The organism is Cupriavidus sp. CPT47-8839-RL05A, assembly GCF_058792255.1.
Genome location: NZ_JBYTEG010000018.1, coordinates 123735 through 147388 on the forward strand (window position 1 = coordinate 123735; position 23654 = coordinate 147388).

Here is a 23654-nt window from a genome sequence, read left to right on the forward strand (position 1 = left end):
GACCCTCCGTGAAGAGCCAGCAGTGTCGTGCGCGGGGATGCGAGCGGTCTTGAAGAAAGTTGCTGTGGCGGCAGGCCAGGTCAGGCAGCGCGCTGGTAGCCGCGCGGCGTCATGGCCACGCGCTGCTTGAAGGCGCGCTGGAAGTGGCTCTGGTCGGCAAAGCCCAGCATCAGCGCCACCTCGGCCAGCGCCGCGCCCTGCCGCAGCAGGCGGCACCCGTGCTGGATGCGAAGGTCGAGCTGGTAGGCGTGCGGCGTCATGCCGGTCTCGGCGCGGAAGGCACGGATCAGGTGATAGCGGCTCAGGCCGCAGGTGTGCGCCAGTTCGGCCAGCGGCAGCCGTTCGGCATGGCGTGCGCGCAGCAGCTCGCACAGTTGCGACACCCGTGCGGAGACGGCGGCGGGCGCCGGCATTGTCTGCGTGGCCGCGCCGGTATCGATGGCGGCATGCAGGTCGCCGATGAAGGCAACCAGCGCGGCCTCCTTCTCGACCCTGTCCGCAGCCGAGAACAGCGCGCGGTTCAGCCCGCAGACCAGCCCGTAGACCGGCGGCGACTCCGTCACGCACGCCGGCAGCGCGGTCCGTGCCGCGCCGTCCTCATCCAGCACGGAGGCGACCCACGCCGGATCGAAATGCAGCATCTGGTAGCTCCAGCGCCCGTCCGGCACGGGATTGCAGGCATGCACCTGGCCCGCCGGGATCACCACCACCGCGCCGGGCCCGATCAGCGCCGCTTCGTCGCCGCAGGCAAAGCGGCTGGTGCCGCTGTCGACGGCGCCGACCGACAAGGTGGGATGGGTATGCGGCAGGTAGCCGGCGCTGCTGTGGCTGGCGCGCCGGCTTTCGGCGAACGCCAGCGCGGGATCGGCCCACCAGCGGGTGGCCGCAGGCGCGGCCATGGGGTGGCTCACCCCTCGCTGCGGTACGGGCGTTCGCGCAGCCATTTGGTGGCGATCCACTTTTCGCCGGATGCCACCGGCAGGCCGGCGTGCAGCGTGCGTTCATCCAGCGTGCCGTCGGGCAGCAGGTAGCTGAAGTACACCGCGTTGCCCTTGACCGGCGCCACCTCCAGCCCCACGCGCGGGAACGCGGTGGCGCCGCCCGCCTCGGGCGTGTTCAGGTAGATCACCAGGGTGGCGATGCGCTGTCCGCCGACGGACAGCTGCCGCGCCTCGCCCGGGCGCTGCGGGTTGAAGTAGTCGAAGTGCGGCTGGTATTCGCCGCCGGGCTTGTAGTTGAGGATCTGCAGCCCTTCGCCGTGCTCGGCGGGCACGCCGGTGACGGCGGCGATGCGCGCCTCGATGCGCGCGATCAGGGCGTGCTCGGCCACCTGGAACATCGCGCCCATGCTGGTGCGGGCGTCGATCAGGTTCTCGTCGCCGGTATCGGGGTTGACCACCGGCGAGCGCGCCAGGCGGCCGCGCGACAGCGCCACCAGGGCATCGCACTCGTCGTCGGTCAGCAGTTGCTGGAACAGCTGGACCTGCGGCGACGCCAGCCGGAACAGGATCGGGACCTGGCGGTCGCCGCCATCGGCCGCGTAGACCGCGGGCGTGCCGGCGGCAGCGGCAGGGCGGGCCGGCGCAGGCCGGACCGGCGCGGCACCACCGGCGTCTTGTGCAAAGGCCGCGGCCACGGCCTGGCGGGCAAAGGCGTCGTCATAGCCCGAGCGCAGCATCGACAACACCAGCGCATCGGCGGCAAAGCCCTGGGCGATATGCCGGGCCAGCCATTGTTCAAGTTCGGGCGAGGATTCGGTGTAGCCGGTCTTGCCGCCGGCAACGGAGGCTTCGCGGATCATGACGGATTGGCAGCGACGCGTTGCGACGAGAACGGGTTGCGGGCAGGCGGCTCGGACACCGGTGCGCGCGGGCGCGACGGCGCGATCTCGGGGTCGCCGGCAACGGTAACCGTGGCTTCGGAATACTGCCAGCGCTTCCACGCCGCCAGCACCGCGTTCGGGTATTCGGGGCGGCCGCGGCTGCCGTTGTAGCGGCCCAGCGCCAGGTACAGGTCGCCCTGCTCGCGGTCCAGGTAGTAGCGCAGGATGGTGCAGCCGTAACGCAGATTGCTCTGCAGGTGAAACAGCTTGCGCGGGTCGCTGTCGCCGATGGCGCGCACCCAGAACGGCATCACCTGCATCAGCCCGCGCGCGCCGGCCGAGCTGATCGCGTACTTGCGGAAGTTGCTCTCGACCTGGACCAGGCCCAGCACCAGCGCGGGCTCCAGCCCGGCGCGCTTGGCCTCGTAGTAGGCCACCTCGATCAGTTCCACGCGCACCTGCGGCTCGGGGATGCGCGAGGCCAGGCGGGCGGACATCTCGCCCAGCCATTTCAGGTAGGCCAGGCGCTCGCCGCCGGACGCGAATACCGGCCGCGTGGGCCGGTCATCGGCAATGGCGGCGGCCAGCGCGCCGCGCACGGAATCGGCGAGGTCTTCTTCCTTCTGCGCGCCGGCGTGGGCTGCCATGGCCGCGACGGCCAGCAGCAGCCCGCCCGCGCAGCGGCGGGCGGCACCGGTCATGCCGCGGGCGGCGCGCATGGGGCTCAGTTCGCCAGCTGGCTGCGCACGTGGCCGACCACGTCGGCCACGCTGACGGCGGTGGCCTGCGCGTCGCGCCGGCCCTGGTACTCGACCTTGCCTTCCTTCAGGCCGCGGTCGCCCACCACCACGCGGTGCGGCACGCCGATCAGCTCCCAGTCGGCAAACATCACGCCCGGGCGCTCGCCGCGGTCGTCCAGGATGACGTCCACGCCGGCGGCCAGCAGCTCGGCATGGATGCGGTCGGCCTCGGCCTTGACGGCTTCGGAGCGGTCGTAGCCCACCGGGCAGATCACCACCGCGAACGGCGCGATCGCGGCCGGCCAGATGATGCCGCGCTCATCGAAGTTCTGCTCGATCGCCGCGCCCAGGATACGGGTGACGCCGATGCCGTAGCAGCCCATCTGCATCGGCTGGGTCTTGCCGTTCTCGTCCAGGAAGGTGGCGTTCATCGATTCCGAGTAACGCGTGCCCAGCATGAACACGTGGCCCACCTCGATGCCGCGGCAGATTTCCAGCGTGCCCTGGCCGTCCGGCGAGGCGTCGCCGGCGACCACGTTGCGCAGGTCGGCCACGATCGGCTCGGGCAGGTCGCGGCCCCAGTTGACGCCGGTGTAGTGGTAGTCGCGATAGTTGGCGCCGCAGACGAAATCGCTCATGTTGGCGACGGTGCGGTCGGCCACCACCTTGACCGGCTTCTTCATGTCGATCGGGCCCAGGTAGCCCGGTGGCGAGCCGAAGGCGTCGACGATCTCGTTCTCGGTGGCAAAGCGGAAGTCGGCCAGGCCCGGCACCTTGGACGCCTTGACCTCGTTCAGTTCGTGGTCGGCGCGGATCAGCAGCAGCCAGATCTCGGCGCCCGCTTCGGTGTCCTTGGCCAGCACGATCGACTTGACGTTGCGCTCCAGCGGGATGTTCAGGAATTCCGCCACCTGCTCGCACTTGACCTTTTCCGGGGTGAAGGTCTTGACCAGGTCTTCCTTGGGCGCGGCGCGCTCGGCCAGCAGGGGCAGCGCCTCGGCGGCCTCCATGTTGGCGGCGTAGTCCGAGGTCGGGCAGTAGACGATGGCGTCTTCGCCGGTGTCGGCGATCACATGGAACTCATGCGAGCCCGAGCCGCCGATGGCGCCGTTGTCGGCCGCCACGGCGCGGAATTCCAGGCCAAAGCGGCGAAAGATGCGCACGTAGGCGTCGTACATGTTCTCGTACGACTTGCGCAGGCCGTCCGTGTCGCGGTCGAAGGAATAGGCATCCTTCATGGTGAACTCGCGCCCGCGCATGATGCCGAAGCGCGGCCGGCGCTCGTCGCGGAACTTGGTCTGGATCTGGTAGAAATTGACCGGCAGCTGCTTGTAGCTGCGGATTTCCGAGCGGGCGATGTCGGTCACCACCTCTTCCGAGGTCGGCTGGACCGCGAAATCGCGTTCATGGCGATCCTTCAGGCGCAGCAGCTCGGGCCCCATCTTGTCCCAGCGGCCGGTTTCCTGCCACAGCTCGGCCGGCTGGATCACCGGCATGGACAGCTCCACCGCGCCGGCGCGGTTCATTTCCTCGCGCACGATGTTCTCCACCTTGCGGATCACGCGCAGCCCGATCGGCATGTAGTTGTAGATCCCGGCGCCCAGCTTCTTGATCATGCCGGCGCGCATCATCAGCTTGTGCGAAACGATTTCCGCGTCGGCGGGCGCTTCCTTGAGGGTGGAAATGAAGAATTGCGAGGCTTTCATCCGTAATTTCTCTCTGGGCCGCCGGGTTCGGGAAAATCCGTCCCGGCAAAATCCGGGGGCCGGCGGCGCTGAATTGTGGGCACGCGCCTGAAACTGCCCTTCCGCTCGGGGAAAACCAGCATCCCCCGGTCCGGGCCCGGCTGCGCGCTTCCTTTATAATCAGCGTAATTCTAAAGGATTCGAGGTGCAGTCATGCTCGATCGTGAAGGCTTTCGCCCGAACGTCGGCATCATCCTCCTCAACGCACGAAACGAGGTTTTCTGGGGCAAGCGAATCGGCGAACACTCCTGGCAGTTCCCGCAAGGTGGCATCAAGTACGGCGAAACGCCTGAACAGGCCATGTACCGCGAACTGCATGAGGAAATCGGCCTGCTTCCGGAGCACGTCAGGATCGTCGGTCGCACGCGCGACTGGCTGCGTTACGAGGTGCCGGACAAGTTCATCCGCCGCGAGATCCGCGGCCACTACAAGGGCCAGAAACAAATCTGGTTCCTGCTGCGCATGGCCGGCAGGGACTGTGACATCCATCTGCGTGCCACCGAGCACCCTGAATTCGACGCCTGGCGTTGGAGTCATTACTGGGTGCCGCTGGAGGCGGTGATCGAGTTCAAGCGCGATGTCTACCAGCTGGCGCTGACGGAGTTGTCACGCTTCCTGAACCGGCACGCGCGTGTGCCGCTGAGTCCCTATGGCACACACGGCACGCACGGCCCCCACGGCATGCATGGCCGGCATGGCGGGCCGCGCAGCCAGGCGCTCAGCCGTGCCCAGCAGGCACAGCAGGCCGACGCCGACTGCAATGCCGAGGCCGCGCACGCGACCGAGCACGATTCACCGGCAACGCCGGTTTCCACCTCACGGAGCACTGATGACTAGTTTCACCGGCCTGGGCCACCGCCGCGGCCTGACCGCTGCCGGATTGCTGATTGCCGCGGCCAGCCTTGCGCTGGCCGGCTGCAAGACCACCGGCAAGGAGATGGCGGAGGAAGAAAGCACCTGGCTCAACCCGTTCGCGCCCAAGACCTTTGAAGAGGCCAAGGCGATGCTGCCGGCACCACCGCAGGACGCCAACCTGATCCCGTTCTCGGTGTCGGGCACCGGCTCGCTGTCGTTCGCGGTGGACGGCAAGTCGGTCTCGGTCGGCAAGGACAACGTGGTGCGCTACACGGTCGTCACCACCAGCCAGAGCGGCGCGCGCAACGTGACCTTCGAAGGCCTGCGCTGCGATGCGTTCGAGCGCAAGCTCTACGCCACGCTGCCCAGGGGCGCGACGGAATGGGTGCCCAACAGCAGCGACTACGGCGAGACCTGGCACCGCATGGAGACTGGCGTGCGCAATGCCTATGCCGCCACGCTGGCGATCGATTTCTTCTGCGAGGGCCGTACCGTGGCCGGCACCGCCGACGCCATGGTGCGCGACCTGCAATCGCGCGCGCCGCGCAAGCGCTGAAGCGCGCAGCGTCGACATAAAAAACGGCGGGACTGCCTGGCAGCCCCGCCGTTTTTATTTGCGCCCGGCCTGTATGCCCGTCAGACCAGCACCAGGTTGTCGCGATGGATCAGTTCGGGCTCGTTCAGGTGCCCCAGCACGGACTCGATCTCGGACGAGGGCTTGCGCGCGATCAGCCGCGCCTCGGCGCTGGAATAGTTGGTGATGCCGCGCGCCACCTCCTTGCCCTGCGCGTCGACGCACGCGATCACCTCGCCGCGGGCGAACTCGCCCTGCACTTCCGTCACGCCGATCGGCAGCAGCGACTTGCCGCCGCTGGTGAGCTTCTCGACCGCGCCGTTGTCGATCACGACCCGGCCGCGCAGCTGCAGGTGGTCGGCCATCCATTGCTTGCGCGCCGTGAGCCGCCCGGTCGGCGCCAGCAGCTGGGTGCCGATGGCCTCGCCCGCGGCCAGGCGCTCCAGCACATTGGCCTCGCGCCCGGAGGCGATGGTGGTGTGGGCGCCGGACTTGGCCGCGCGCTTGGCCGCCAGGATCTTGGTCAGCATGCCGCCGCGCCCGATCGACGTGCCGGCGCCGCCGGCCATGGCTTCCAGCTCGGGGGTGCCGGCCAGGGCCTCGTCCACGAACTGCGCGGCCGGGTCCTTGCGCGGGTCGGCGGTGTACAGGCCGCGCTGGTCGGTCAGGATCACCAGCGCGTCGCCTTCGATCAGGTTGGTCACCAGCGCGCCCAGCGTGTCGTTGTCGCCGAACTTGATTTCGTCGGTGACCACGGTGTCGTTCTCGTTGATGATCGGCACCACGCCCAGGGACAGCAGCGTGAGCAGGGTCGAGCGGGCGTTGAGGTAGCGTTCGCGGTCGGCCAGGTCGGCGTGGGTCAGCAGCACCTGCGCGGTGCGGATGCCGTAGCGGTCGAACTGGCTCTCATAGACCTGCGCCAGGCCCATCTGGCCGACGGCGGCGGCGGCCTGGAGCTCATGGATTTCCTTCGGGCGGCGCACCCAGCCCAGGCGCTGCATGCCTTCGGCGATGGCGCCGGAGCTGACCAGCACCACTTCCTTGCCGGCCACGCGCAGCTTGGCGATCTGGGCCGCCCAGCGGGCGATGGCGTCGTGGTCCAGCCCCTTGCCGTCGTTGGTGACCAGGCTGGAGCCGACTTTGACGACGATGCGCTTTGCCTGCGCGATGACCGATTGCATGACGGGAATCCTGTCTCCCGGGCAGCCGGCGGCGGGCGCCGCGCCCGAATTGTCCGTGGGTATTCTTCTGTGGTGGGGCGCCAGCGGCGGCCCCGGCTTATGCCTCGCCCGGCCCCTGGTCGACGTTGTGCAGGCGCTCGTCCAGCCGGATGTCCGGCTCGGCCAGCGCCGCGGCTTCTTCGGCCTTGATCGCCTGCAGGTGGTCCTTGATCGCGTAGATCAGCTCGCGGCAGCCTTCGCCGGTCAGCGCCGAAATCTGGAACACCGGCCCCTTCCACTTGTAGCGCTTGATGAAATCCTTCACGCGGGCCGCGCGCTCGTCCTCGGGAACCACGTCGAGCTTGTTCAGCACCAGCCAGCGCGGCTTGTCGTACAGGGTTTCGTCGTACTTCTTCAGCTCGTTGACGATGGCCTTGGCCTCGGACACCGGGTCGACTGCCTCGTCGAACGGTGCCAGGTCGACGATATGCAGCAGCAGGCCGGTGCGCTGCAGGTGGCGCAGGAACTGGTGACCCAGGCCCGCGCCTTCGGCCGCGCCTTCGATCAGGCCGGGAATGTCGGCAACCACGAACGATTGCTCATGGTCCACGCGCACCACGCCCAGGTTCGGGTGCAGGGTGGTGAACGGATAGTCCGCCACCTTCGGGCGCGCGTTGGAGATATGCGAGATAAAGGTCGACTTGCCGGCGTTGGGCATGCCCAGCAGGCCGACGTCGGCCAGCACCTTGAGCTCGAGCTTGAGCATGCGGCGCTCGCCCGGCTTGCCGTCCACCTGCTGGCGCGGCGCGCGGTTGGTACTGGACTTGAAATGCAGGTTGCCCCAACCGCCCATGCCGCCTTCGGCCAGGCACACGCGCTGGCCGTGCTCGGTCAGGTCGGCGATGACTTCGCCAGTGTCCATGTCGGTGATCAGCGTGCCCACCGGCATGCGCAGCGTGATGTCCTCACCCGCCGCGCCGTAGCAGTCGGAGCCGCGGCCGTTCTCGCCGTTGCGGGCCACGTGCTTCCTGGCGTAGCGGAAGTCGATCAGCGTATTGATGTTGCGGTCCGCCACGGCGAACACGCTGCCGCCGCGGCCGCCATCGCCACCATCCGGGCCGCCGAAGGGCACAAACTTCTCGCGCCGGAACGAGGCGCTGCCATTGCCGCCGTTGCCGGCGATGGCTTCGATTCGGGCTTCGTCTATGAACTTCATGATGATGGGTTTCCGTGATGGATCGGCGGATCAGCGGCTGGAAGCCTCCAACCGGGCTGGCGAACTGACATTGTCGCCAGAAAAGAAAAGGCCCCGCAAGCGTTGCGGGGCCTTCATCCTGCAAAGGCTGTTATCAGGCCGCCGGAACGACGCTGACTTGCTGCTTCTTGGCAGGGCCCTTGACGGCGAACTGCACGTGGCCGTCCACCAGGGCAAACAGCGTGTGGTCCTTGCCCACGCCGACGTTGTCGCCGGCATGCACGCGAGTACCGCGTTGGCGGATGATGATGCCGCCGGCGTTGATGGCCTGGCCACCAAACACTTTCACGCCCAGACGCTTCGATTCGGAATCACGGCCGTTCCGCGTGGAACCGCCGCCTTTTTTCTGTGCCATGTCTTACTCCTGTCGCTTTACCTGGTTACGCTCGATCGATCAGGCAACGATCGCTTCGATGCGCAGTTCGGTGTAATTCTGACGATGGCCCTGACGCTTCTGGTAGTGCTTGCGACGGCGCATCTTGAAGATCTTCACTTTGTCGTGACGACCTTGGGAGATAACGGTAGCCTTGACGGAAGCCCCGCTAACCAGCGGCGTACCAAACTTGATTTGGTCGCCGGCGCCCACTGCGAGCACCTGGTCGAGCGTGATTTCTGCGCCAATGTCTGCCGGTATCTGTTCTACTTTCAGTTTTTCGCCAGCAGCAACCTTGTATTGCTTGCCGCCGGTTTTTACGACCGCGTACATTGTCGAACCTCTCGGATGTGAATAAAACGCCGTATGCCGGCACTGGCGCACCCTGCGCGGCCGGTCAATCGCACGGCCTGGCGCCTGGATGGGCTCAATGCGGCCCGGTTATCTCCCGCCGGTCAGAACCCGCAAAGCGAGCGCAGCTACCGGAGGAAACCGGGAATTGTAAACGAGATCCGGGAAAAGGGCAAAGAAAACAGGCACATAGCCTGTGTGCGGCGGCATCGCCACAATGGGGCCGCGCCCTGGCTCAGGTCAGGTCGGCGAGCAGGAATCCCGCCAGTGCAGCAAACGCCACCCAAAGGGCGGTGCGGCGCAGGTGGCGACGAGGCACGGGCTTGTTCATGGCTGCATTATAGTTGCGCGCCTTGCGAACACCCTGAGCGCATACCCTGAGCGCGAATCTTTAGAAGCGCGCCATACGTAGAACGCTACGCGCATCGCATATAATCGTCCGGTTTTGCGTAACGGTGATCATCTTGTCCCAGCCTTCCGCCACTGCCTTGCTTGCCCCGGTCGCTGCAGACATGCGCGCGGTCGATGCTGTTATCCGCCAGCGGCTGTCTTCTGAAGTCCCCCTGATCGAGCAGATCGGCGAATACATCATCGGTGCCGGCGGCAAGCGCCTGCGCCCGGTGATCCTGCTGCTGACAGCGCGCGCGATGGGCTACGACGGCAACCGCCACCATGAGCTGGCCGCCGTGGTGGAGTTCATCCACACCGCCACCCTGCTGCACGACGACGTGGTCGACGAGTCCGAGCTGCGGCGCGGGCGCGATACCGCCAATGCCGTGTTCGGAAACGCCGCCAGCGTGCTGGTGGGCGACTTCCTCTATTCGCGCGCGTTCCAGATGATGGTCGATGCCGGCAGCATGCGCATCATGGAGATCCTGTCCAACGCGACCAACGTGATCGCCGAGGGCGAGGTCCTGCAGCTGCTGAACATGCACGACCCCGACGTCACCGTCGAACGCTACCTGCAGGTGATCCGCTACAAGACCGCCAAGCTGTTCGAGGCCGCAGCGCAACTCGGCGCCGTGCTGGCCGGCGCCGACGCCCAGATGGAAGAAGCGGCGGCAGAGTATGGCCGCCGCATCGGCACCGCCTTCCAGCTGATCGACGACATGCTGGACTACACCGCCAGCGCCGAGCAGATGGGCAAGAACGCCGGCGACGACCTGCGCGAAGGCAAGCCCACCCTGCCCCTGCTGCACCTGCTGGAACACGGCACGCCCGAACAGCGCCAGCTCGCGCGCGACGCCATCGTGCAAGGCGGCACCGAGCATTTCGATGCCGTGTTTGCCGCAATCCACGCCAGTGGCGCGCTGGACGTCACCTTCGAAGCCGCACGGCGCGAGGCTGAAGCCGCCGAACAGGCGGCACGGCAGTTCCCGCCGTCGGAACTGAAGGAAACCCTGATCCAGCTCTGCGCGTTCTCATTGCAACGGCAGTCCTGACGCAACCGCGGGGAAGGCAGCGGAAGCGGGCTGAACGGCGATTTTCCTCGCCCTCTTCCATTCCCCAAAAAACGCTGCTAAACTTACATTCTTTGCTGCAGACGGTCAGACGTTTGCCAGCAAACCAAATCGGGGTGTAGCTTAGCCTGGTAGAGCGCTACGTTCGGGACGTAGAGGCCGGAGGTTCGAATCCTCTCACCCCGACCAGATTTAAAAGGCCGAATCAACGTCAGTTGGTTCGGCCTTTTGTCTTTCTGCCCCCCTCCCCGATCCTCCGGCAACTCATCCCTTGATCGCCTTGCGCTGACGCTTGAATGCCTTCAGGTCGGCCGCGGAAAACAGCTGGCTACGACCCACTTCCGCATGGGGCGCGAGCTTGCCGTCGCGCACCAGCCGCCGGAAGGTGGCAATTGAAAAGGCGAGGGCAGGGATTCCTCTCAAAAGGACACCACCCCGCTCGCAAGGAAGCTGCCTGAAACGCCGCTTCTTCCCCGCGCAAGTAGGGTTGCGCCCGTGTCGCGCAAACGCCAACACCGCGCCCGCGTCGGCTTTACAAAAAGTGACCCCGGCGGCAAACTGCCCCGATCCGGGGACGTGGGTCCGTCCGCCCCGCCTGCGTGGCATCCGCCACCGCCTAACCGCACCGCACAGCGCACCTGCCATGACACTCGGTCTTGCCCTGGCCCAGAGCCGGCGTATCGCGCCCGCCCTGCTTGCTCAGCTGGAGCAGGCCGCGCGTGAAAAGCAGTCGCAGCTGATCGACGAGATCGTCGGCAGCGGCACCATGAGCGCGCACGACCTGGCGCTGTTTGCCGCGGACAAGTACCAGCTGCCGCTGCTGGACCTGGCCCAGTACAACCTGACCAAGGTGCCGCCGTTGCTGGCCGGCAACCGTGAATTCCACGCGCACCGGCTGCTGCCGCTGGGCCGGCGCGAGAACCGGCTGGTGCTGGCGATGTCCGACCCGTCCAACCAGGCCGGGCTGGATGCGATCAAGGAAAAGTACAAGCTGCCGGTCGAAGCGGTGGTGGTCGAGCACGACAAGCTGATGAAGCACGTGCGCTCCGCCGGCGAGGCCCTGGGCACGCTGAAGAACATCTCGCCGGTGCAGGCCGAGCGCAAGATGATCGAATACGATCCGGTGGCCGCGGCCGGCAACCAGCGCAACCGCACCACCGCCGACAATATCGACGACGCCCCGGTGGTGCGCTTCCTGCAGAAGCTGCTGACCGAGGCCTTCCATCGCGGCGCGTCCGACCTGCACTTCGAGCCGTTCGAGACTTTCTACCGCGTCCGCTTCCGCGTGGACGGGGTGCTGCAGGAGGTCGCGCGCCCGCCGCTGGACATCCGCGACAAGATCGCCACCCGCATCAAGGTGCTGTCGCGCCTGGATATTTCTGAAAAGCGCGTGCCGCAGGACGGCCGCATGAAGCTGCTGATTGCCCTGCCCAAGGACAAGGACGCCAAGGAGACGGTCGAGCGGGCAGTGGATTTCCGCGTGTCGACGCTGCCGACGCTGTTCGGCGAGAAGATCGTGATGCGGATCCTGGAATCTTCGTCCGACAAGCTCGACATCGACCAGCTCGGCTATGAGCCCGAGCAGAAGGCGCTGCTGCTGGACGTGATCAAGCGCCCCTACGGCATGGTGCTGGTGACCGGCCCCACCGGCAGCGGCAAGACGGTGTCGCTGTACACCTTCCTGAACCTGCTCAACCAGGGCGACATCAATATCTCCACCGCCGAGGACCCGGCGGAAATCCAGCTGCCCGGCATCAACCAGGTCAACGTCAACGACAAGGCGGGCCTGACCTTTGCCGCGGCCCTGCGTTCGTTCCTGCGGCAGGACCCGGACATCATCATGGTCGGCGAAATCCGCGACCTGGAAACCGCCGACATCTCGATCAAGGCCGCGCAGACCGGTCACCTGGTGTTGTCGACGCTGCACACCAACGATGCGCCGACCACGCTGACGCGGTTGATGAACATGGGCGTGGCGGCCTTCAATATTGCCTCGAGCGTGCTGATGATCACCGCGCAGCGGCTGGCGCGGCGGCTGTGCACCTGCAAGCGCGAGGGCGAGATCCCGCGCGAGGCGCTGCTGGAGGCGGGCTTCCGCGAACAAGACCTGGACGGCAGCTGGCAGCCCTACCACCCGGTCGGCTGCGAGCGCTGCAACGGCACCGGCTACAAGGGCCGCTGCGGCATCTACCAGGTCATGCCGATCACCGAGGCCATGCAGGAGATCATCCTGACGCACGGAACGGCACTGCAAATCGCCGAGCAGGCGCACAAGGACGGCGTGCTATCGTTGCGCGAAGCGGGGCTGCTGAAGGTGAAGCAGGGCGTCACGTCACTCGAAGAAGTGCTGGCGACAACAAACACTTAGGGAAGCAGGACACAACGTAAATACAAGACGCAGAACAAGCGTCATTTACATCGGGGGTCAATATCATGGCGACGCGTGCACCAGCGGCGAGCGCCCGGACGGCGGCACCGTCACGGGCGAAATCAGGGAAGGGGCGCAAGGCACCCACCCAGTACATCTTTGAGTGGGAAGGCAAGGACCGCAAGGGCAAGACCTTCACCGGCGAACTGCGCGCCGAGAACCAGGCCGAGGTCACCGCCACGCTGCGCAAGCAGGGCCTGACCATCGTCAAGCTGAAGAAGCGCAAGGCCGCGCGCGGGCGCAAGATCACCGAGAAGGACATCGCCTACTTCACCCGGCAGTTGTCGACCATGCTCAAGGCCGGCATTCCGCTGCTGCAGTCGATCGACATCATCGCGCGTGGCCACGTGAATCCCAACTTCACCCAGCTGCTGTCCGACATCCGCTTCGACATCGAGGCCGGCAGCAGCATGGCCGCGGCATTCCGGCGCCATCCGAAGTACTTCGATACGCTGTACTGCAACCTGATCGATGCCGGCGAACAGGGCGGTATCCTGGACTCGCTGCTGGAGCGCCTGTCGCTCTACATGGAAAAGACCATCGCGCTGAAAGGCCAGATCAAGTCGGCGATGATCTACCCGATCGCGGTGCTGACGGTGGCCTTTGCCGTGACCGTGATCCTGATGCTGTTCGTGATCCCGGCGTTCAAGGGCGTGTTCTCCAGCTTCGGCGCCAACCTGCCGGCGCCGACGCTGCTGGTGATCGCCATCTCGGACTTCTTTGTCCAGTACTGGTACCTGGTGATCGGGGTGCCGGTGGCCGGCATCTCCTTCTACCTGCGCGCACTGAAGAAATCGGAGAAGGTGCAGCGCGCCACCGACCGCACGCTGCTGAAGCTGCCGATCTTCGGCAGCCTGTTCCGCAAGGCCGTGATCGCGCGCTGGACCCGCACGCTGGCCACCATGTTCGCCGCCGGCACCCCGCTGGTGGAGTCAATGGAGTCCGTGGCCGGCGCGGCCGGCAACTGGGTCTACTACGACGCCACGCGCGAGATCGAGCAATCGGTGCGCATCGGCACCAGCCTGACCAACGCGATGCAGGCCACCCATGTGTTCGACAACATGGTGCTGCAGATGACGCAGATCGGTGAGGAGTCCGGCGCGCTGGACAACATGCTGCTGAAGGTGGCGGAGTTCTACGAGCGCGAGGTCGACGATGCCGTCGCCGCGATCTCCAGCCTGATCGAGCCGCTGATCATCGTGGTGCTGGGTGTGCTGATCGGCGGCATGGTGGTGGCGATGTACCTGCCGATCTTCAAGCTGGGACAGGTGGTGTAAGCGATGTTGCCTGCGTGGTCTGCTTCTCCCTACCCTTCGTCGGCCTCCACCGGCGGCGCGCCGCTGGTCGAGGCGCTGACGGCGTTGCCGCCCGCCTTCCTGGTGGCGGCCGCCGCGCTGCTCGGGCTGGTGGTCGGCAGCTTCCTCAACGTGGTCATCCACCGGATGCCACGCATGATGGAGCGCGACGAGGCCAACTATATCGCCGAGCTGCGCGGCGACCCGCTGCCCTACCCCGGCCGCTACAACCTGATGGTGCCGCGCTCGGCCTGCCCGCATTGCGGCCACGCGATTGCACCCTGGGAGAACGTGCCGGTGCTGAGCTACCTGCTCCTGCGCGGGCGCTGCTCGGCGTGCAAGGCGCCGATCAGTGTGCGCTATCCGCTGGTCGAGCTGGCCTGTGGCGTGCTGAGCGCGCTGGCGGCGTGGCGCTTCGGCCCCGGCGGACAGGCCCTGGCCGCGCTGGTGCTGGTGTGGGCGCTGCTGGCGCTGACCATGATCGATGCCGATACGCAACTGCTGCCGGACCAGATCACCCTGCCGCTGCTGTGGCTGGGCCTGCTGCTGAACCTGGGCGGCGTGTTCGTGGCGCTGCCCGACGCCGTGATCGGCGCGGCTGCCGGCTACCTGGTGCTGTGGACGGCCTACTGGCTGTTCCGGCTCGTGCGCGGCAAGGAAGGCATGGGCTTTGGCGACTTCAAGCTGATGGCGGCACTGGGCGCCTGGTTCGGCTGGCAGGCGCTGCCGGCGCTGGTGCTGCTGTCGTCGGTGGTCGGCGTGCTGTTCGGGCTGGCCAATATCGCGCTGCGCCGCCAGGAACGCGACACGCCGTTCCCGTTCGGGCCCTTCATCGCGCTGGCCGGCGTGGTGGTGCTGCTGTTCGGCCCCGGCGTGCTGCCGCTGTTTGCATGGCCATGACGGTGTCCGACGATCTCCGCTGAAGCTGGTATCGTTGCGGCAACATCGTCAACAGAGCCTCACATGCTGGAAATCGGACTGACCGGCGGCATCGGCAGCGGCAAGACCCGCGTGGCCGACATGTTTGCCGCGCGCGGTGCCGCGATCATCGACACCGACCTGCTCGCGCACGAGATCACCGCCCCGGGCGGGCGCGCCATCCCGGCACTGGTCGAGGCCTTCGGCCCGGCCTGTTTGCGCCCCGACGGCGCCATGGACCGCGACGCGATGCGCGCACTGGTGTTTGCCGACCCCGCAGCCAAGGCGCGGCTTGAAGCCATCACCCACCCGCTGATCCGTGCGCTGACTACCGAGCGCGCCCACGCGATCCGCGATGCCGGCGAGCATCCGTACCTGATCTACGTGGTGCCGCTGCTGGTGGAATCGGGCTCATGGCGCGAGCGCGTGGGCCGCGTGCTGGTGGTGGACTGCACCGAGGCCACCCAGGTTGCGCGCGTGATGTCGCGCAACGGCTTCAGCCGCGAGCAGGTGCAGGCCATCATGGCCAGACAGGCCACCCGCGCCGCGCGCCTGGCATGTGCCGACGACGTCATCGACAACGACGGCCCGGTTGAGGCGCTGGTGGACCAGGTAGACCGGCTCGACCGCTACTATCGTGAACTGTCGGCGGCGGCCAGGGTCCATCCATAACGCGCAACCCGGCGCGCCGGCGCATTGCATCATGCACGCGACATTGTCCTCGGCCCTTGTCTCGCATAGAATGCGCTGGAATATGCGGGGAAATCACCGCATACTGCCGGCAACCGCCTGTCATATATCGCCCCTTCCGGCATTTCCCGGGCCTCATTCTGCACCGGGCCGCTCCTGAAGCGCCCGACGCCCTGCACGGACATTGCACTTGATTCTGTACGAATACCCTTTCAACGAACGCATCAGGACACTCCTGCGCCTGGAGGACCTGTTCGATCGGCTGGAATACTTTCTCGGCCAGGATCATGCCCACCAGCACCATGTCGCGCTGACCACGCTGTTCGAGATCATCGACGTGGCCGGCCGCGCCGACCTCAAGACCGACCTGATCAAGGAACTGGAACGCCAGCGCCAGGCACTGGCGCCGCTGCGTGCCAGCCCGCAGATCGACCAGGAGGCGCTGGACGCCATCATCGGCGAGATTGAGCAAGGCATCGCCATGCTCAACCAGACCGTGGGCAAGGCCGGCCAGCTGCTGGCCGACAATGAGTGGCTGACCAGCATCCGCAGCCGCGCGATCATTCCCGGCGGCACCTGCGAGTTCGACCTGCCGGCCTACTATGCCTGGCAGCACCGCCCCGCCGAAGACCGCCGCGCCGATATCCTGAAGTGGGTACGTCCGCTGCTGTCGCTGCGCATGGGCACCACCATCGTGCTGCGCCTGCTGCGCGAAGCCGGCCAGAGCGGCAAGGTGATCGCCACCGGCGGCAGCTACCAGCAGATGCTGTCCGGACGCAGCTACCAGCTGATGCAGGTCTACCTGGACGATTCGCTGCTGGCGTTTATCCCGGAGATGAGCGCCAACAAGTACATGCTGTGGGTGCGCTTTACGCAGCAGGACGGCGACCTGCGTCCGCGCTCGGTCGATGCGGATATCCCGTTCCTGCTGAAACTCTGCAATTTCTGAAGCCTGCGCTGAACGCTATGCCTGCTGTCGTCAAATGCCCCACCTGCGGCACCGAGGTGGCCTGGGTGCCCGACAACAAATTCCGGCCCTTCTGTTCCGAGCGCTGCAAGCAGATCGATCTCGGCGCCTGGGCGTCCGAGAAATACGTGATCGGCGGCAAGCCGGGCGAAACCTCCGCCGACCAGCCTGAAGACGAGGACGACTGAAGCGCCCGCGCCTTCAGCGCCCCCCGTGGTTCAGTGCGCCGCCGCCAGCACGCGGCGGTAGAAGCCCACGCACACCAGTGCGAACACCGCCAGGCCCAGCCACTGCGCGGTCGCTTCAAACCCGGCCCCGACCAGCGCCAGCGGCGCATCCTTGCCCGACAGGCCGATCAGCGCGGCCAGCATCACCCCGACCAGGCTTTCCCCCACGATCAGGCCCGAGGCCAGCAGCGTGCCGCGTCGCTCGGCATGTTCCAGCGCCAGCGAGAAGCGCGTCGACAGCCGCACCACCGAGGCCCCGGCCGACAGCCAGAAGTTGGCGCCCTCGGCCAGCAGGCGCAGCCCACCGGCGGCAAAGGGCAAGGTCAGCTGTCGCGCGCTTCCTCGGCAAGCCATTCCACCACCGGAATGGTGGCGGGCAGCAGCGGCCCGACTGTCACGGGCGTCTGCTGCCAGGAGAAGGCCTGGCCTTCGCGGCCGATGGGATCGCCCCGCCAGGCCGTGACCTTGCAAAAGTACAGCCGCACATAGGCGTGCGGGTAGTCATGTTCAAGGATGTGCCAGCGCTCGCATTGCGTTACATCAAGGCCCAGCTCTTCATGGAGTTCTCTGGCCAGTGCTGCCTCCACCGACTCACCGGGCTCCAGCTTGCCGCCGGGGAATTCCCAATAGCCCTCGTAGGGCTTGCCCGCAGGGCGTTGCGCCAACAGGAAGCGGCCGTCGGGCTGCACTATCACGCCCACGGCGACCTCGGTGACTTTGCGCGGAGAATTGCCGGCCGTGTCTGCGGGGCTTTGCATGGATGCGCTCATGCCTTGGCGTCGCCGTCCACGTCGGCGATATAAGGCTTGCCATGCTTGCCGCCCCAGTCGCGCGCAAACTGCCACGCCACGCGGCCCGAGCGCGAGCCGCGCTCCAGCGCCCACACCAGCGCATCGCCGCGCGCCGCGGCGATGTCCTCGTCGGTGCAGCCGAAGTGCCTGAGCCAGTGGCCGACGATGGCCAGGTATTCGTCCTGCTTGGGCGGGTAGAACGACAGCCACAGCCCGAAGCGCTCGGACAGCGAAATCTTCTCTTCCACCACTTCGCCGGGATGGATCTCGCCATCGTCGGTGTGACGGTAGGTCTCGTTGTCCTTCATGTACTCCGGCAGCAGGTGCCGGCGGTTGGAGGTGGCGTAGATCAGCACGTTGTCCGACTGCGCCGCCACCGAGCCGTCCAGCGCCGACTTGAGCGACTTGTAGCCCGACTCGCCTTCTTCGAACGACAAGTCGTCGCAGAAGATCACGAAGCGCTCGGGGCGCTGCGCAACCAGCTCGACGATATCGCCGAGGTCGCCCAGGTCATCCTTGTCCACCTCGACCAGCCGCAGCCCGTCCCTGACGAAGGCATTGAGGCAGGCCTTGATCAGCGACGACTTGCCGGTGCCGCGCGCGCCGGTCAGCAGCACGTTGTTGGCCGGCAGCTTGCTCACGAACTGGCGCGTGTTGGCGACGATGGCGTCCTTCTGGCGCTCGATGTTCTTCAGGTCGTCCAGGTGGATCGGCGGCAGCTGGCGCACCGGCTGCAGGTAGCCGATATTGCCGAACAGGCTCTGCCGCTTGCGCCAGCGGAACGCCACGGCCTCCTGCCAGTCGGCGTCGCTCAGTTGCGGCGGCAGCCATTGTTCGAGTCGGGCGAGGAAGTTGTCGAGGCGGGCGGCGAGGTCAGACATGGCAGGGGCGTGTGGCAGTAGGGGTCAGCGTGTTGCTGGCAGTTATGAGCGGTAATCCGCGTTGATCGACACGTAGTCGTGCGACAGGTCGCAGGTCCAGACCGTCGCTTCGGCCTTGCCGCGGCCGAGCGCGATGCGCACGGTGATCTCGGCCTGCTTCATCACGCGCTGGCCGTCTTCCTCGCGGTAGTCGGGGTTGCGGCCGCCGTCGCGGGCCACCCAGACATCGTCCAGCCACAGGTTGACGCGGCCGACGTCGAGGTCAGTCACGCCGGCGTAGCCGACCGCGGCCAGGATGCGGCCCAGGTTGGGGTCCGACGCATAGAACGCGGTCTTGACCAGCGGCGAGTGCGCCACCGCATAGGCGATCTGGCGGCACTCGGCGACGTCCTTGCCGCCTTCGACGCGGATGGTCATCAGCTTGGTGGCGCCTTCGCCGTCGCGCACGATCATCTGCGCCAGTTCCTGCGCCAGCGCGGTCACCGCGTCGCGCAGCGCCTCGAAGGCAGGGCCTTCGGCGCGCTCGACCACGGCGCCGGACTTGCCCGTGGCGATCAGCACGAACGAGTCGTTGGTCGAGGTATCGCCGTCGATGGTGATGCTGTTGAACGAATGGTCGGCGGCGTAGGAGACCAGCGCCTGCAGCACCGGCTGGGCCACGGCGGCGTCCATGGCGATAAAGCCGAGCATGGTCGCCATGTTCGGGCGGATCATGCCGGCGCCCTTGCTGATGCCCGACAGCGTCACGGTCTTGCCGTCGATCTGCACCGTGCGCGACGCGGCCTTGGGCTGCGTGTCGGTGGTCATGATGGCTTCGGCGGCGGCCAGCCAGTTGTCCGGCTTCGCGTTGGCGATGGCGGCGGGCAGGCCGGCCACCAGGCGGTCGACCGGCAGCGGTTCCAGGATCACGCCGGTCGAGAACGGCAGCACCTGCTCGGCGGCGATGCCCAGTTGCGCTGCCAGCGCGTCGCAGCTGGCGCGGGCATTGGCCAGGCCCGGTTCGCCGGTGCCGGCGTTGGCATTGCCGGTGTTGACCACCAGCGCGCGGATGCCCTTGCCAGCGGCCAGGTGCTCGCGGCAGACCTGCACCGGCGCGGCGCAGAAGCGGTTGCTGGTGAAGACGCCGGCCACGGTGCTGCCATCGGCCACGCGCACCACCAGCACGTCCTTGCGGTTGGCCTTGCGGATGCCCGCCTCGGCCCAGCCCAGCTCCACGCCGGCGACGGATTTCAGGTTCTCTGCCTGGGGCAGCGGAAGATTGACGGGCATGTGGACTCCTCTTTCCTGCTTGCGTTATCTGCTTGCGGCTTCTGCTCGCAACTTGCTTGTCATCAGACGAACATGCCCGCTAAGGGCGGGCATGTCGTTTCCTTTCGCGTCACTCCCCACACAGCGGGAACGACGTCATGCCGGGTACCCGGCCGGGCTCAGTTCAGCTGAGCCTGCCGTGGCACTGCTTGAACTTCTTGCCCGAGCCGCACGGGCACGGGTCATTGCGGCCGACCTTGGGCATGCCCGCCAGCGCCAGCTCGGCGGCGGCCATGGCCGCACCGGTGCGCGGCGACGGCGCTTCCTCGACCGGCTCGCGCCCTTCGGCGAACTCGTCGTGCTTGTACTGGATGTTCTCCAGGTGCGACAGGCCTTCCTCGATCTCTTCCGAAGCCTGCTCCAGCTCTTCCGGCGACTGGATCTGCACGTTGAAGGTCACGCGCGTGACTTCGTTCTTGATCAGGTCCAGCAGGCGCGCGAACAGCTCGAACGACTCGCGCTTGTATTCCTGCTTGGGATCCTTCTGCGCATAGCCGCGCAGGTGGATGCCCTGGCGCAGGTGGTCCAGCGCGGCCAGGTGCTCGCGCCAGTGCGTATCGATGCTCTGCAGCATGACCGAGCGCTCGAAGCCGGCGAACGACTCGCGGCCGACCATCGCGACCTTGCCGTCGTAGCGCTCCGCGGCCGCCTTCATGATCAGGTTGAGCAGCTCTTCGTCCTCGATGCTCTGCGCGCCCTCGATGGTCTGCGCCAGCGGCACTTCCAGGCCCCAGTCCTCGCGCAGGCGCGTTTCCAGGCCGGCGATGTTCCACTGCTCTTCCATGGTGTCGGCCGGCACGTGGTCGCGGAACAGCTCAACCAGCACGCTCTCGCGCAGGTTGGTCACCATGTCGCCGACATCCTGGGCTTCCAGCACGTCGTTGCGCAGCTTGTAGATTTCCTTGCGCTGGTCGTTGGCGACGTCGTCGTACTGCAGCAGCTGCTTGCGGATGTCGAAGTTGCGGCCTTCGACCTTGCGCTGCGCCGATTCGATCGAGCGCGTGACGATGCCGGCTTCGATCGGCTCGCCCTCGGGCATCTTCAGGCGCTCCATGATGGCGCGCACGCGGTCGCCGGCGAAGATGCGCAGCAGCTGGTCGTCCAGCGACAGGTAGAAGCGCGACGAACCCGGGTCGCCCTGGCGGCCGGCACGGCCGCGCAGCTGGTTGTCGATACGGCGCGACTCATGGCGCTCGGTGCCGACGATATGCAGGCCGCCGGCGGCCTTGACCTGCTCGTGCAGCGAATGCCACTCATCCTCGAGCTGCTTGATGCGCGCGGCCTTCTCGGCGTCGGACAGGTTCGGGTCCGCCTCGATAAAGCCGGATTGCTTCTCCACATTGCCGCCCAGCACGATGTCGGTACCGCGGCCGGCCATGTTGGTGGCAATGGTGATCATCTTGGGGCGGCCGGCCTGGGCCACGATCTCGGCTTCGCGCGCGTGCTGCTTGGCATTGAGCACCTGGTGCGGCAGTTGCTCGCGATCGAGCAGTCCCGACAGGTATTCCGAGGTCTCGATCGAGGTGGTGCCCACCAGCACCGGCTGGCCACGCTCGTAGCAGTCGCGGATATCGCGCACCACGGCGTCATAGCGCTCCTTGCCGGTCTTGTAGATCTGGTCCTGCTGGTCCTTGCGCTGGGCCGGGCGGTTGGTCGGGATCACCACCACTTCCAGGCCGTAGATCTCCTGGAACTCATACGCTTCGGTGTCAGCCGTGCCGGTCATGCCGGCCAGCTTGTTGTACATGCGGAAGTAGTTCTGGAAGGTGATCGTCGCCAGCGTCTGGTTCTCTTGCTGGACGGTGACACCTTCCTTGGCCTCCACGGCCTGGTGCAGGCCGTCGGACCAGCGGCGGCCGGTCATCAGGCGGCCGGTGAACTCGTCGACGATCACGACTTCGTCGTTCTGCACCACATAGTGCTGGTCGCGATGGAACAGGCTGTGCGCGCGCAGGGCGGCGTACAGGTGGTGCATCAGCGTGATGTTCTGCGGCGCGTAGAGCGACTCGCCCTCGCCGATCAGGCCTTGCTGCGACAGGATCTCTTCGGCCTTCTCGTGGCCGGCTTCGGTCAGGTAGACCTGGTGGCCCTTCTCGTCGACGTAGTAGTCGCCCGGCTTCTCGACGCCGGTGCCGTCGGCCTTCTCTTCACCGATCTGGCGCTCGAGCAGCTTGGGGATGCCGTTCATGCGCTGGTACAGGTCGGTCTGGTTCTCGGCCTGGCCGGAGATGATCAGCGGGGTGCGGGCCTCGTCGATCAGGATCGAGTCCACTTCATCGACGATGGCGTAGTTGAGCGGGCGTTGCACGCGCTGCGACGGGTCGTAGACCATGTTGTCGCGCAGGTAGTCGAAGCCGAACTCGTTATTGGTGCCGTAGGTGATGTCCGAGTTGTACGCCGCCTGCTTGGCATCGTGCGGCATCTGCGACAGGTTCACGCCCACCGACAGGCCCAGGAAGTTGTACAGCCGGCCCATCCACTCGGCATCGCGCTGCGCCAGGTAGTCGTTGACGGTGACCACGTGCACGCCCTGGCCGGTGATGGCATTCAGGTACACGGCCAGCGTCGCGGTCAGCGTCTTGCCTTCGCCGGTGCGCATTTCGGCGATCTTGTTGTCGTTCAGCACCATGCCGCCGATCAGCTGCACGTCGAAGTGGCGCATCTTCATGACACGCTTGCTGGCCTCGCGGCAGACGGCGAAGGCCTCGGGCAGCAGCGCCTCGAGCGATTCGCCGCCGGCGTGGCGCTGCCGGAAGGTCTCCGTCATGCCGCGCAGTTCGTCGTCCGAGAGCTGCTCGAACTTCGGCTCCAGCGCATTGATCTGCGCCACCGTGCGGCGATATTGTTTGATCAGCCGCTCATTGCGGCTGCCGAAGACTTTCTTGAGAAGGCCGGTGATCATCGATTGCTTTCACCTGCGCGGAACCGGGTGGCACCCCAGGGATGCGGGCTGCTCCGGCGGCCGGGCGAGGAATGGATAGATTGGCGCAAAACGCCGAGTTTATCATGTGCCGGGGTCACGGCCGGAACGCGCCTGGCCCCATCCCGCAAGGGCAGGCAAGCCTGCCGAATGTTGACCACGCGTGTCGTGCTCATGATTGCCCGCGCGCCCCGTCAGCCACAGTTTGGGGCGGCCGCCGCAGCTTCAATCCGCAGTCGGGCAAGGCGGCCCCCGCGCCCCTTGCTAGAATGCATGCATGCGCCGCTTCACCCATCACGCCCTGCAGACCCCCGCCGCCAAGCCGCTCAACGACTGGCTGGCCAAGGCCGGCCCGGTTTCGACGCTGATGCAGACCGCGCGCCAGCTGTCGGTGCTTGAGGCCGAGGTGCTGGCACTGCTGCCCGCCGGCATGCGCGACGGCCTGGCCGTGGCCGGCGTCAAGCGTGACGCCACCGACCCGAACGCCCAGGTGCTGCTGTTGCTGGCCGCGCACGGCGCCGCCGCTGCCCGCGTGCGCCAGGTGGTGCCGACGCTGCTGGCACGGCTGCAGCAGCGCGGCTCGCACATCACCGCGATCCGGGTGCGGGTGCAGCCGGAGGTGTCGCGCCACGCGGACTGGGAAGTGGAGCCCGTGCAACGCCAGCGCACCGGCGGCCGCATGACGCCCACAGGACTCGCCAACCTCGACCAGCTGGCGCGCAGCCTGCCGGATTCGCCGCTGCGCGACGCGCTCAATACGCTGCTCGCCCATCACCGCTAGCCCGGTGCCGAACACGAAAAAGCCGACCCTCGGGTCTAATGCCGTTCAGTTAAGGTCCTTCTTCAGGTACCGAACGGTGTAGCGAGAAGGTCGCGACTTAACGATCCGTGCGC

23 protein-coding genes, 1 tRNA gene and 1 pseudogene are annotated in these 23654 nt (G+C 66.8%); 11 read left to right on the forward strand and 14 right to left on the reverse strand.

All coding sequences use genetic code 11. From position 1 onward, the window contains the following. Positions 1–80: 80 nt before the first annotated feature. From AC3WVS_RS21980 to AC3WVS_RS21995, 4 genes are read right to left on the reverse strand one after another with little or no spacing between them, the layout of a single operon-like run. Positions 81–911 carry an AraC family transcriptional regulator gene (locus tag AC3WVS_RS21980; protein WP_492320362.1) on the reverse strand — a complete coding sequence of 277 codons (831 nt, stop codon included), beginning with the start codon at positions 909–911 and terminating at the stop codon, positions 81–83. Continuing rightward, positions 908–1801: a 2OG-Fe(II) oxygenase gene (locus AC3WVS_RS21985; RefSeq protein WP_492320363.1), complete on the reverse strand. Its 894-nt coding sequence runs from the start codon at positions 1799–1801 to the stop codon at positions 908–910. Before AC3WVS_RS21985 ends, AC3WVS_RS21980 begins: the two co-directional genes overlap by 4 nt. Continuing rightward, a complete protein-coding gene (locus AC3WVS_RS21990; RefSeq protein WP_492320364.1) occupies positions 1798–2541 on the reverse strand; it encodes a lytic transglycosylase domain-containing protein in 744 nt (247 codons plus the stop codon). Before AC3WVS_RS21990 ends, AC3WVS_RS21985 begins: the two co-directional genes overlap by 4 nt. A gap of 5 nt (positions 2542–2546) precedes the next feature. Further along, positions 2547–4268, reverse strand: coding sequence for a proline--tRNA ligase (locus AC3WVS_RS21995; RefSeq protein ID WP_035817091.1), 1722 nt, complete (start codon positions 4266–4268; stop codon positions 2547–2549). 192 nt (positions 4269–4460) lie between these two features. Between AC3WVS_RS21995 and AC3WVS_RS22000 the strand changes: the two genes are divergently transcribed. Further along, positions 4461–5144, forward strand: coding sequence for an RNA pyrophosphohydrolase (locus tag AC3WVS_RS22000; RefSeq protein WP_010814743.1), 684 nt, complete (start codon positions 4461–4463; stop codon positions 5142–5144). Then, a complete protein-coding gene (locus AC3WVS_RS22005; protein WP_492320365.1) occupies positions 5137–5718 on the forward strand; it encodes a CNP1-like family protein in 582 nt (193 codons plus the stop codon). Before AC3WVS_RS22000 ends, AC3WVS_RS22005 begins: the two co-directional genes overlap by 8 nt. Positions 5719–5798: 80 nt before the next feature. Here AC3WVS_RS22005 and proB read toward each other — a convergent pair whose 3' ends face one another. From proB to rplU, 4 genes are all read right to left on the reverse strand, one after another. After that, the gene (proB, locus tag AC3WVS_RS22010) at positions 5799–6917 is read right to left on the reverse strand and encodes a glutamate 5-kinase (protein ID WP_492320366.1); all 1119 of its coding nucleotides are present in this window, start codon (positions 6915–6917) and stop codon (positions 5799–5801) included. Between the two features lie 97 nt (positions 6918–7014). After that, on the reverse strand, positions 7015–8112 hold the full coding sequence (gene obgE / locus AC3WVS_RS22015; protein WP_492320367.1) for a GTPase ObgE: 1098 nt from the start codon (positions 8110–8112) through the stop codon (positions 7015–7017). 133 nt (positions 8113–8245) lie between these two features. Further along, positions 8246–8506 (reverse strand): 50S ribosomal protein L27, encoded by a 261-nt coding sequence (rpmA, locus tag AC3WVS_RS22020; protein ID WP_010814747.1) that lies wholly within the window; start codon positions 8504–8506, stop codon positions 8246–8248. Positions 8507–8545: 39 nt separating this feature from the next. Further along, positions 8546–8857, reverse strand: coding sequence for a 50S ribosomal protein L21 (gene rplU / locus AC3WVS_RS22025; protein ID WP_006576525.1), 312 nt, complete (start codon positions 8855–8857; stop codon positions 8546–8548). 530 nt (positions 8858–9387) lie between these two features. Between rplU and ispB the strand changes: the two genes are divergently transcribed. Then, positions 9388–10317 (forward strand): octaprenyl diphosphate synthase, encoded by a 930-nt coding sequence (gene ispB / locus AC3WVS_RS22030; RefSeq protein ID WP_049800579.1) that lies wholly within the window; start codon positions 9388–9390, stop codon positions 10315–10317. A gap of 130 nt (positions 10318–10447) precedes the next feature. Next, positions 10448–10524: transfer RNA gene (locus AC3WVS_RS22035), tRNA-Pro, on the forward strand. Positions 10525–10599: 75 nt separating this feature from the next. On the opposite strand, the gene AC3WVS_RS22040 is transcribed toward AC3WVS_RS22035, so the two are convergent. After that, a complete protein-coding gene (locus AC3WVS_RS22040) occupies positions 10600–10758 on the reverse strand; it encodes a hypothetical protein (protein WP_492320368.1) in 159 nt (52 codons plus the stop codon). Positions 10759–10978: 220 nt separating this feature from the next. Here AC3WVS_RS22040 and pilB point away from each other — a divergent pair, with 220 nt between their 5' ends. The 6 genes from pilB to AC3WVS_RS22070 all read left to right on the forward strand — a co-directional run bounded on the left by pilB (position 10979) and on the right by AC3WVS_RS22070 (position 16821). Further along, on the forward strand, positions 10979–12703 hold the full coding sequence (gene pilB / locus AC3WVS_RS22045) for a type IV-A pilus assembly ATPase PilB (protein ID WP_492320369.1): 1725 nt from the start codon (positions 10979–10981) through the stop codon (positions 12701–12703). A 65-nt stretch (positions 12704–12768) separates the two neighbouring features. After that, positions 12769–14040 (forward strand): type II secretion system F family protein, encoded by a 1272-nt coding sequence (locus AC3WVS_RS22050; protein WP_492320370.1) that lies wholly within the window; start codon positions 12769–12771, stop codon positions 14038–14040. A 3-nt stretch (positions 14041–14043) separates the two neighbouring features. Next, complete coding sequence (locus tag AC3WVS_RS22055; RefSeq protein ID WP_492320371.1) at positions 14044–14958, forward strand: prepilin peptidase; 915 nt, start codon at positions 14044–14046, stop codon at positions 14956–14958. 63 nt (positions 14959–15021) lie between these two features. Then, on the forward strand, positions 15022–15648 hold the full coding sequence (gene coaE, locus AC3WVS_RS22060) for a dephospho-CoA kinase (RefSeq protein WP_492320372.1): 627 nt from the start codon (positions 15022–15024) through the stop codon (positions 15646–15648). Positions 15649–15856: 208 nt separating this feature from the next. Beyond that, entirely contained in the window at positions 15857–16615 is a 759-nt protein-coding gene (zapD, locus tag AC3WVS_RS22065; RefSeq protein ID WP_035826777.1) for a cell division protein ZapD, read from the forward strand. A gap of 17 nt (positions 16616–16632) precedes the next feature. Beyond that, complete coding sequence (locus AC3WVS_RS22070; protein ID WP_013958063.1) at positions 16633–16821, forward strand: DNA gyrase inhibitor YacG; 189 nt, start codon at positions 16633–16635, stop codon at positions 16819–16821. Between the two features lie 30 nt (positions 16822–16851). Here the strand turns inward: AC3WVS_RS22070 and AC3WVS_RS22075 are convergent. From AC3WVS_RS22075 to secA, 5 genes and pseudogenes are all read right to left on the reverse strand, one after another. Further along, positions 16852–17061: pseudogene (locus tag AC3WVS_RS22075) on the reverse strand (OPT family oligopeptide transporter); the annotation flags it as partial. 122 nt (positions 17062–17183) lie between these two features. Continuing rightward, the gene (locus AC3WVS_RS22080) at positions 17184–17630 is read right to left on the reverse strand and encodes an NUDIX domain-containing protein (RefSeq protein ID WP_492320373.1); all 447 of its coding nucleotides are present in this window, start codon (positions 17628–17630) and stop codon (positions 17184–17186) included. Next, complete coding sequence (locus AC3WVS_RS22085; protein WP_492320374.1) at positions 17627–18532, reverse strand: ATP-binding protein; 906 nt, start codon at positions 18530–18532, stop codon at positions 17627–17629. Before AC3WVS_RS22085 ends, AC3WVS_RS22080 begins: the two co-directional genes overlap by 4 nt. Positions 18533–18574: 42 nt before the next feature. Continuing rightward, positions 18575–19801 (reverse strand): bifunctional glutamate N-acetyltransferase/amino-acid acetyltransferase ArgJ, encoded by a 1227-nt coding sequence (gene argJ / locus AC3WVS_RS22090; RefSeq protein ID WP_492320375.1) that lies wholly within the window; start codon positions 19799–19801, stop codon positions 18575–18577. Between the two features lie 163 nt (positions 19802–19964). Then, positions 19965–22742 carry a preprotein translocase subunit SecA gene (gene secA / locus AC3WVS_RS22095; protein WP_492320376.1) on the reverse strand — a complete coding sequence of 926 codons (2778 nt, stop codon included), beginning with the start codon at positions 22740–22742 and terminating at the stop codon, positions 19965–19967. Between the two features lie 295 nt (positions 22743–23037). Here secA and AC3WVS_RS22100 point away from each other — a divergent pair, with 295 nt between their 5' ends. Then, positions 23038–23541 carry a hypothetical protein gene (locus tag AC3WVS_RS22100; RefSeq protein WP_010814761.1) on the forward strand — a complete coding sequence of 168 codons (504 nt, stop codon included), beginning with the start codon at positions 23038–23040 and terminating at the stop codon, positions 23539–23541. The last annotated feature ends 113 nt before the right edge of the window (positions 23542–23654 follow it).

What these genes read in the sequence shown, in the direction of transcription:
- AC3WVS_RS21985 (WP_492320363.1), bottom strand. Translation starts at nt 1,801, where the DNA reads ATGATCCGCGAAGCCTCCGTTGCCGGCGGCAAGACCGGCTACACCGAA.
- AC3WVS_RS21990 (WP_492320364.1), bottom strand. Translation starts at nt 2,541, where the DNA reads ATGCGCGCCGCCCGCGGCATGACCGGTGCCGCCCGCCGCTGCGCGGGC.
- AC3WVS_RS21995 (WP_035817091.1), bottom strand. Translation starts at nt 4,268, where the DNA reads ATGAAAGCCTCGCAATTCTTCATTTCCACCCTCAAGGAAGCGCCCGCC.
- AC3WVS_RS22000 (WP_010814743.1), top strand. Translation starts at nt 4,461, where the DNA reads ATGCTCGATCGTGAAGGCTTTCGCCCGAACGTCGGCATCATCCTCCTC.
- AC3WVS_RS22005 (WP_492320365.1), top strand. Translation starts at nt 5,137, where the DNA reads ATGACTAGTTTCACCGGCCTGGGCCACCGCCGCGGCCTGACCGCTGCC.
- proB (WP_492320366.1), bottom strand. Translation starts at nt 6,917, where the DNA reads ATGCAATCGGTCATCGCGCAGGCAAAGCGCATCGTCGTCAAAGTCGGC.
- obgE (WP_492320367.1), bottom strand. Translation starts at nt 8,112, where the DNA reads ATGAAGTTCATAGACGAAGCCCGAATCGAAGCCATCGCCGGCAACGGC.
- rpmA (WP_010814747.1), bottom strand. Translation starts at nt 8,506, where the DNA reads ATGGCACAGAAAAAAGGCGGCGGTTCCACGCGGAACGGCCGTGATTCC.
- rplU (WP_006576525.1), bottom strand. Translation starts at nt 8,857, where the DNA reads ATGTACGCGGTCGTAAAAACCGGCGGCAAGCAATACAAGGTTGCTGCT.
- ispB (WP_049800579.1), top strand. Translation starts at nt 9,388, where the DNA reads ATGCGCGCGGTCGATGCTGTTATCCGCCAGCGGCTGTCTTCTGAAGTC.
- pilB (WP_492320369.1), top strand. Translation starts at nt 10,979, where the DNA reads ATGACACTCGGTCTTGCCCTGGCCCAGAGCCGGCGTATCGCGCCCGCC.
- AC3WVS_RS22050 (WP_492320370.1), top strand. Translation starts at nt 12,769, where the DNA reads ATGGCGACGCGTGCACCAGCGGCGAGCGCCCGGACGGCGGCACCGTCA.
- AC3WVS_RS22055 (WP_492320371.1), top strand. Translation starts at nt 14,044, where the DNA reads ATGTTGCCTGCGTGGTCTGCTTCTCCCTACCCTTCGTCGGCCTCCACC.
- coaE (WP_492320372.1), top strand. Translation starts at nt 15,022, where the DNA reads ATGCTGGAAATCGGACTGACCGGCGGCATCGGCAGCGGCAAGACCCGC.
- AC3WVS_RS22070 (WP_013958063.1), top strand. Translation starts at nt 16,633, where the DNA reads ATGCCTGCTGTCGTCAAATGCCCCACCTGCGGCACCGAGGTGGCCTGG.
- AC3WVS_RS22080 (WP_492320373.1), bottom strand. Translation starts at nt 17,630, where the DNA reads ATGAGCGCATCCATGCAAAGCCCCGCAGACACGGCCGGCAATTCTCCG.
- AC3WVS_RS22085 (WP_492320374.1), bottom strand. Translation starts at nt 18,532, where the DNA reads ATGTCTGACCTCGCCGCCCGCCTCGACAACTTCCTCGCCCGACTCGAA.
- argJ (WP_492320375.1), bottom strand. Translation starts at nt 19,801, where the DNA reads ATGCCCGTCAATCTTCCGCTGCCCCAGGCAGAGAACCTGAAATCCGTC.
- secA (WP_492320376.1), bottom strand. Translation starts at nt 22,742, where the DNA reads ATGATCACCGGCCTTCTCAAGAAAGTCTTCGGCAGCCGCAATGAGCGG.
- AC3WVS_RS22100 (WP_010814761.1), top strand. Translation starts at nt 23,038, where the DNA reads ATGCGCCGCTTCACCCATCACGCCCTGCAGACCCCCGCCGCCAAGCCG.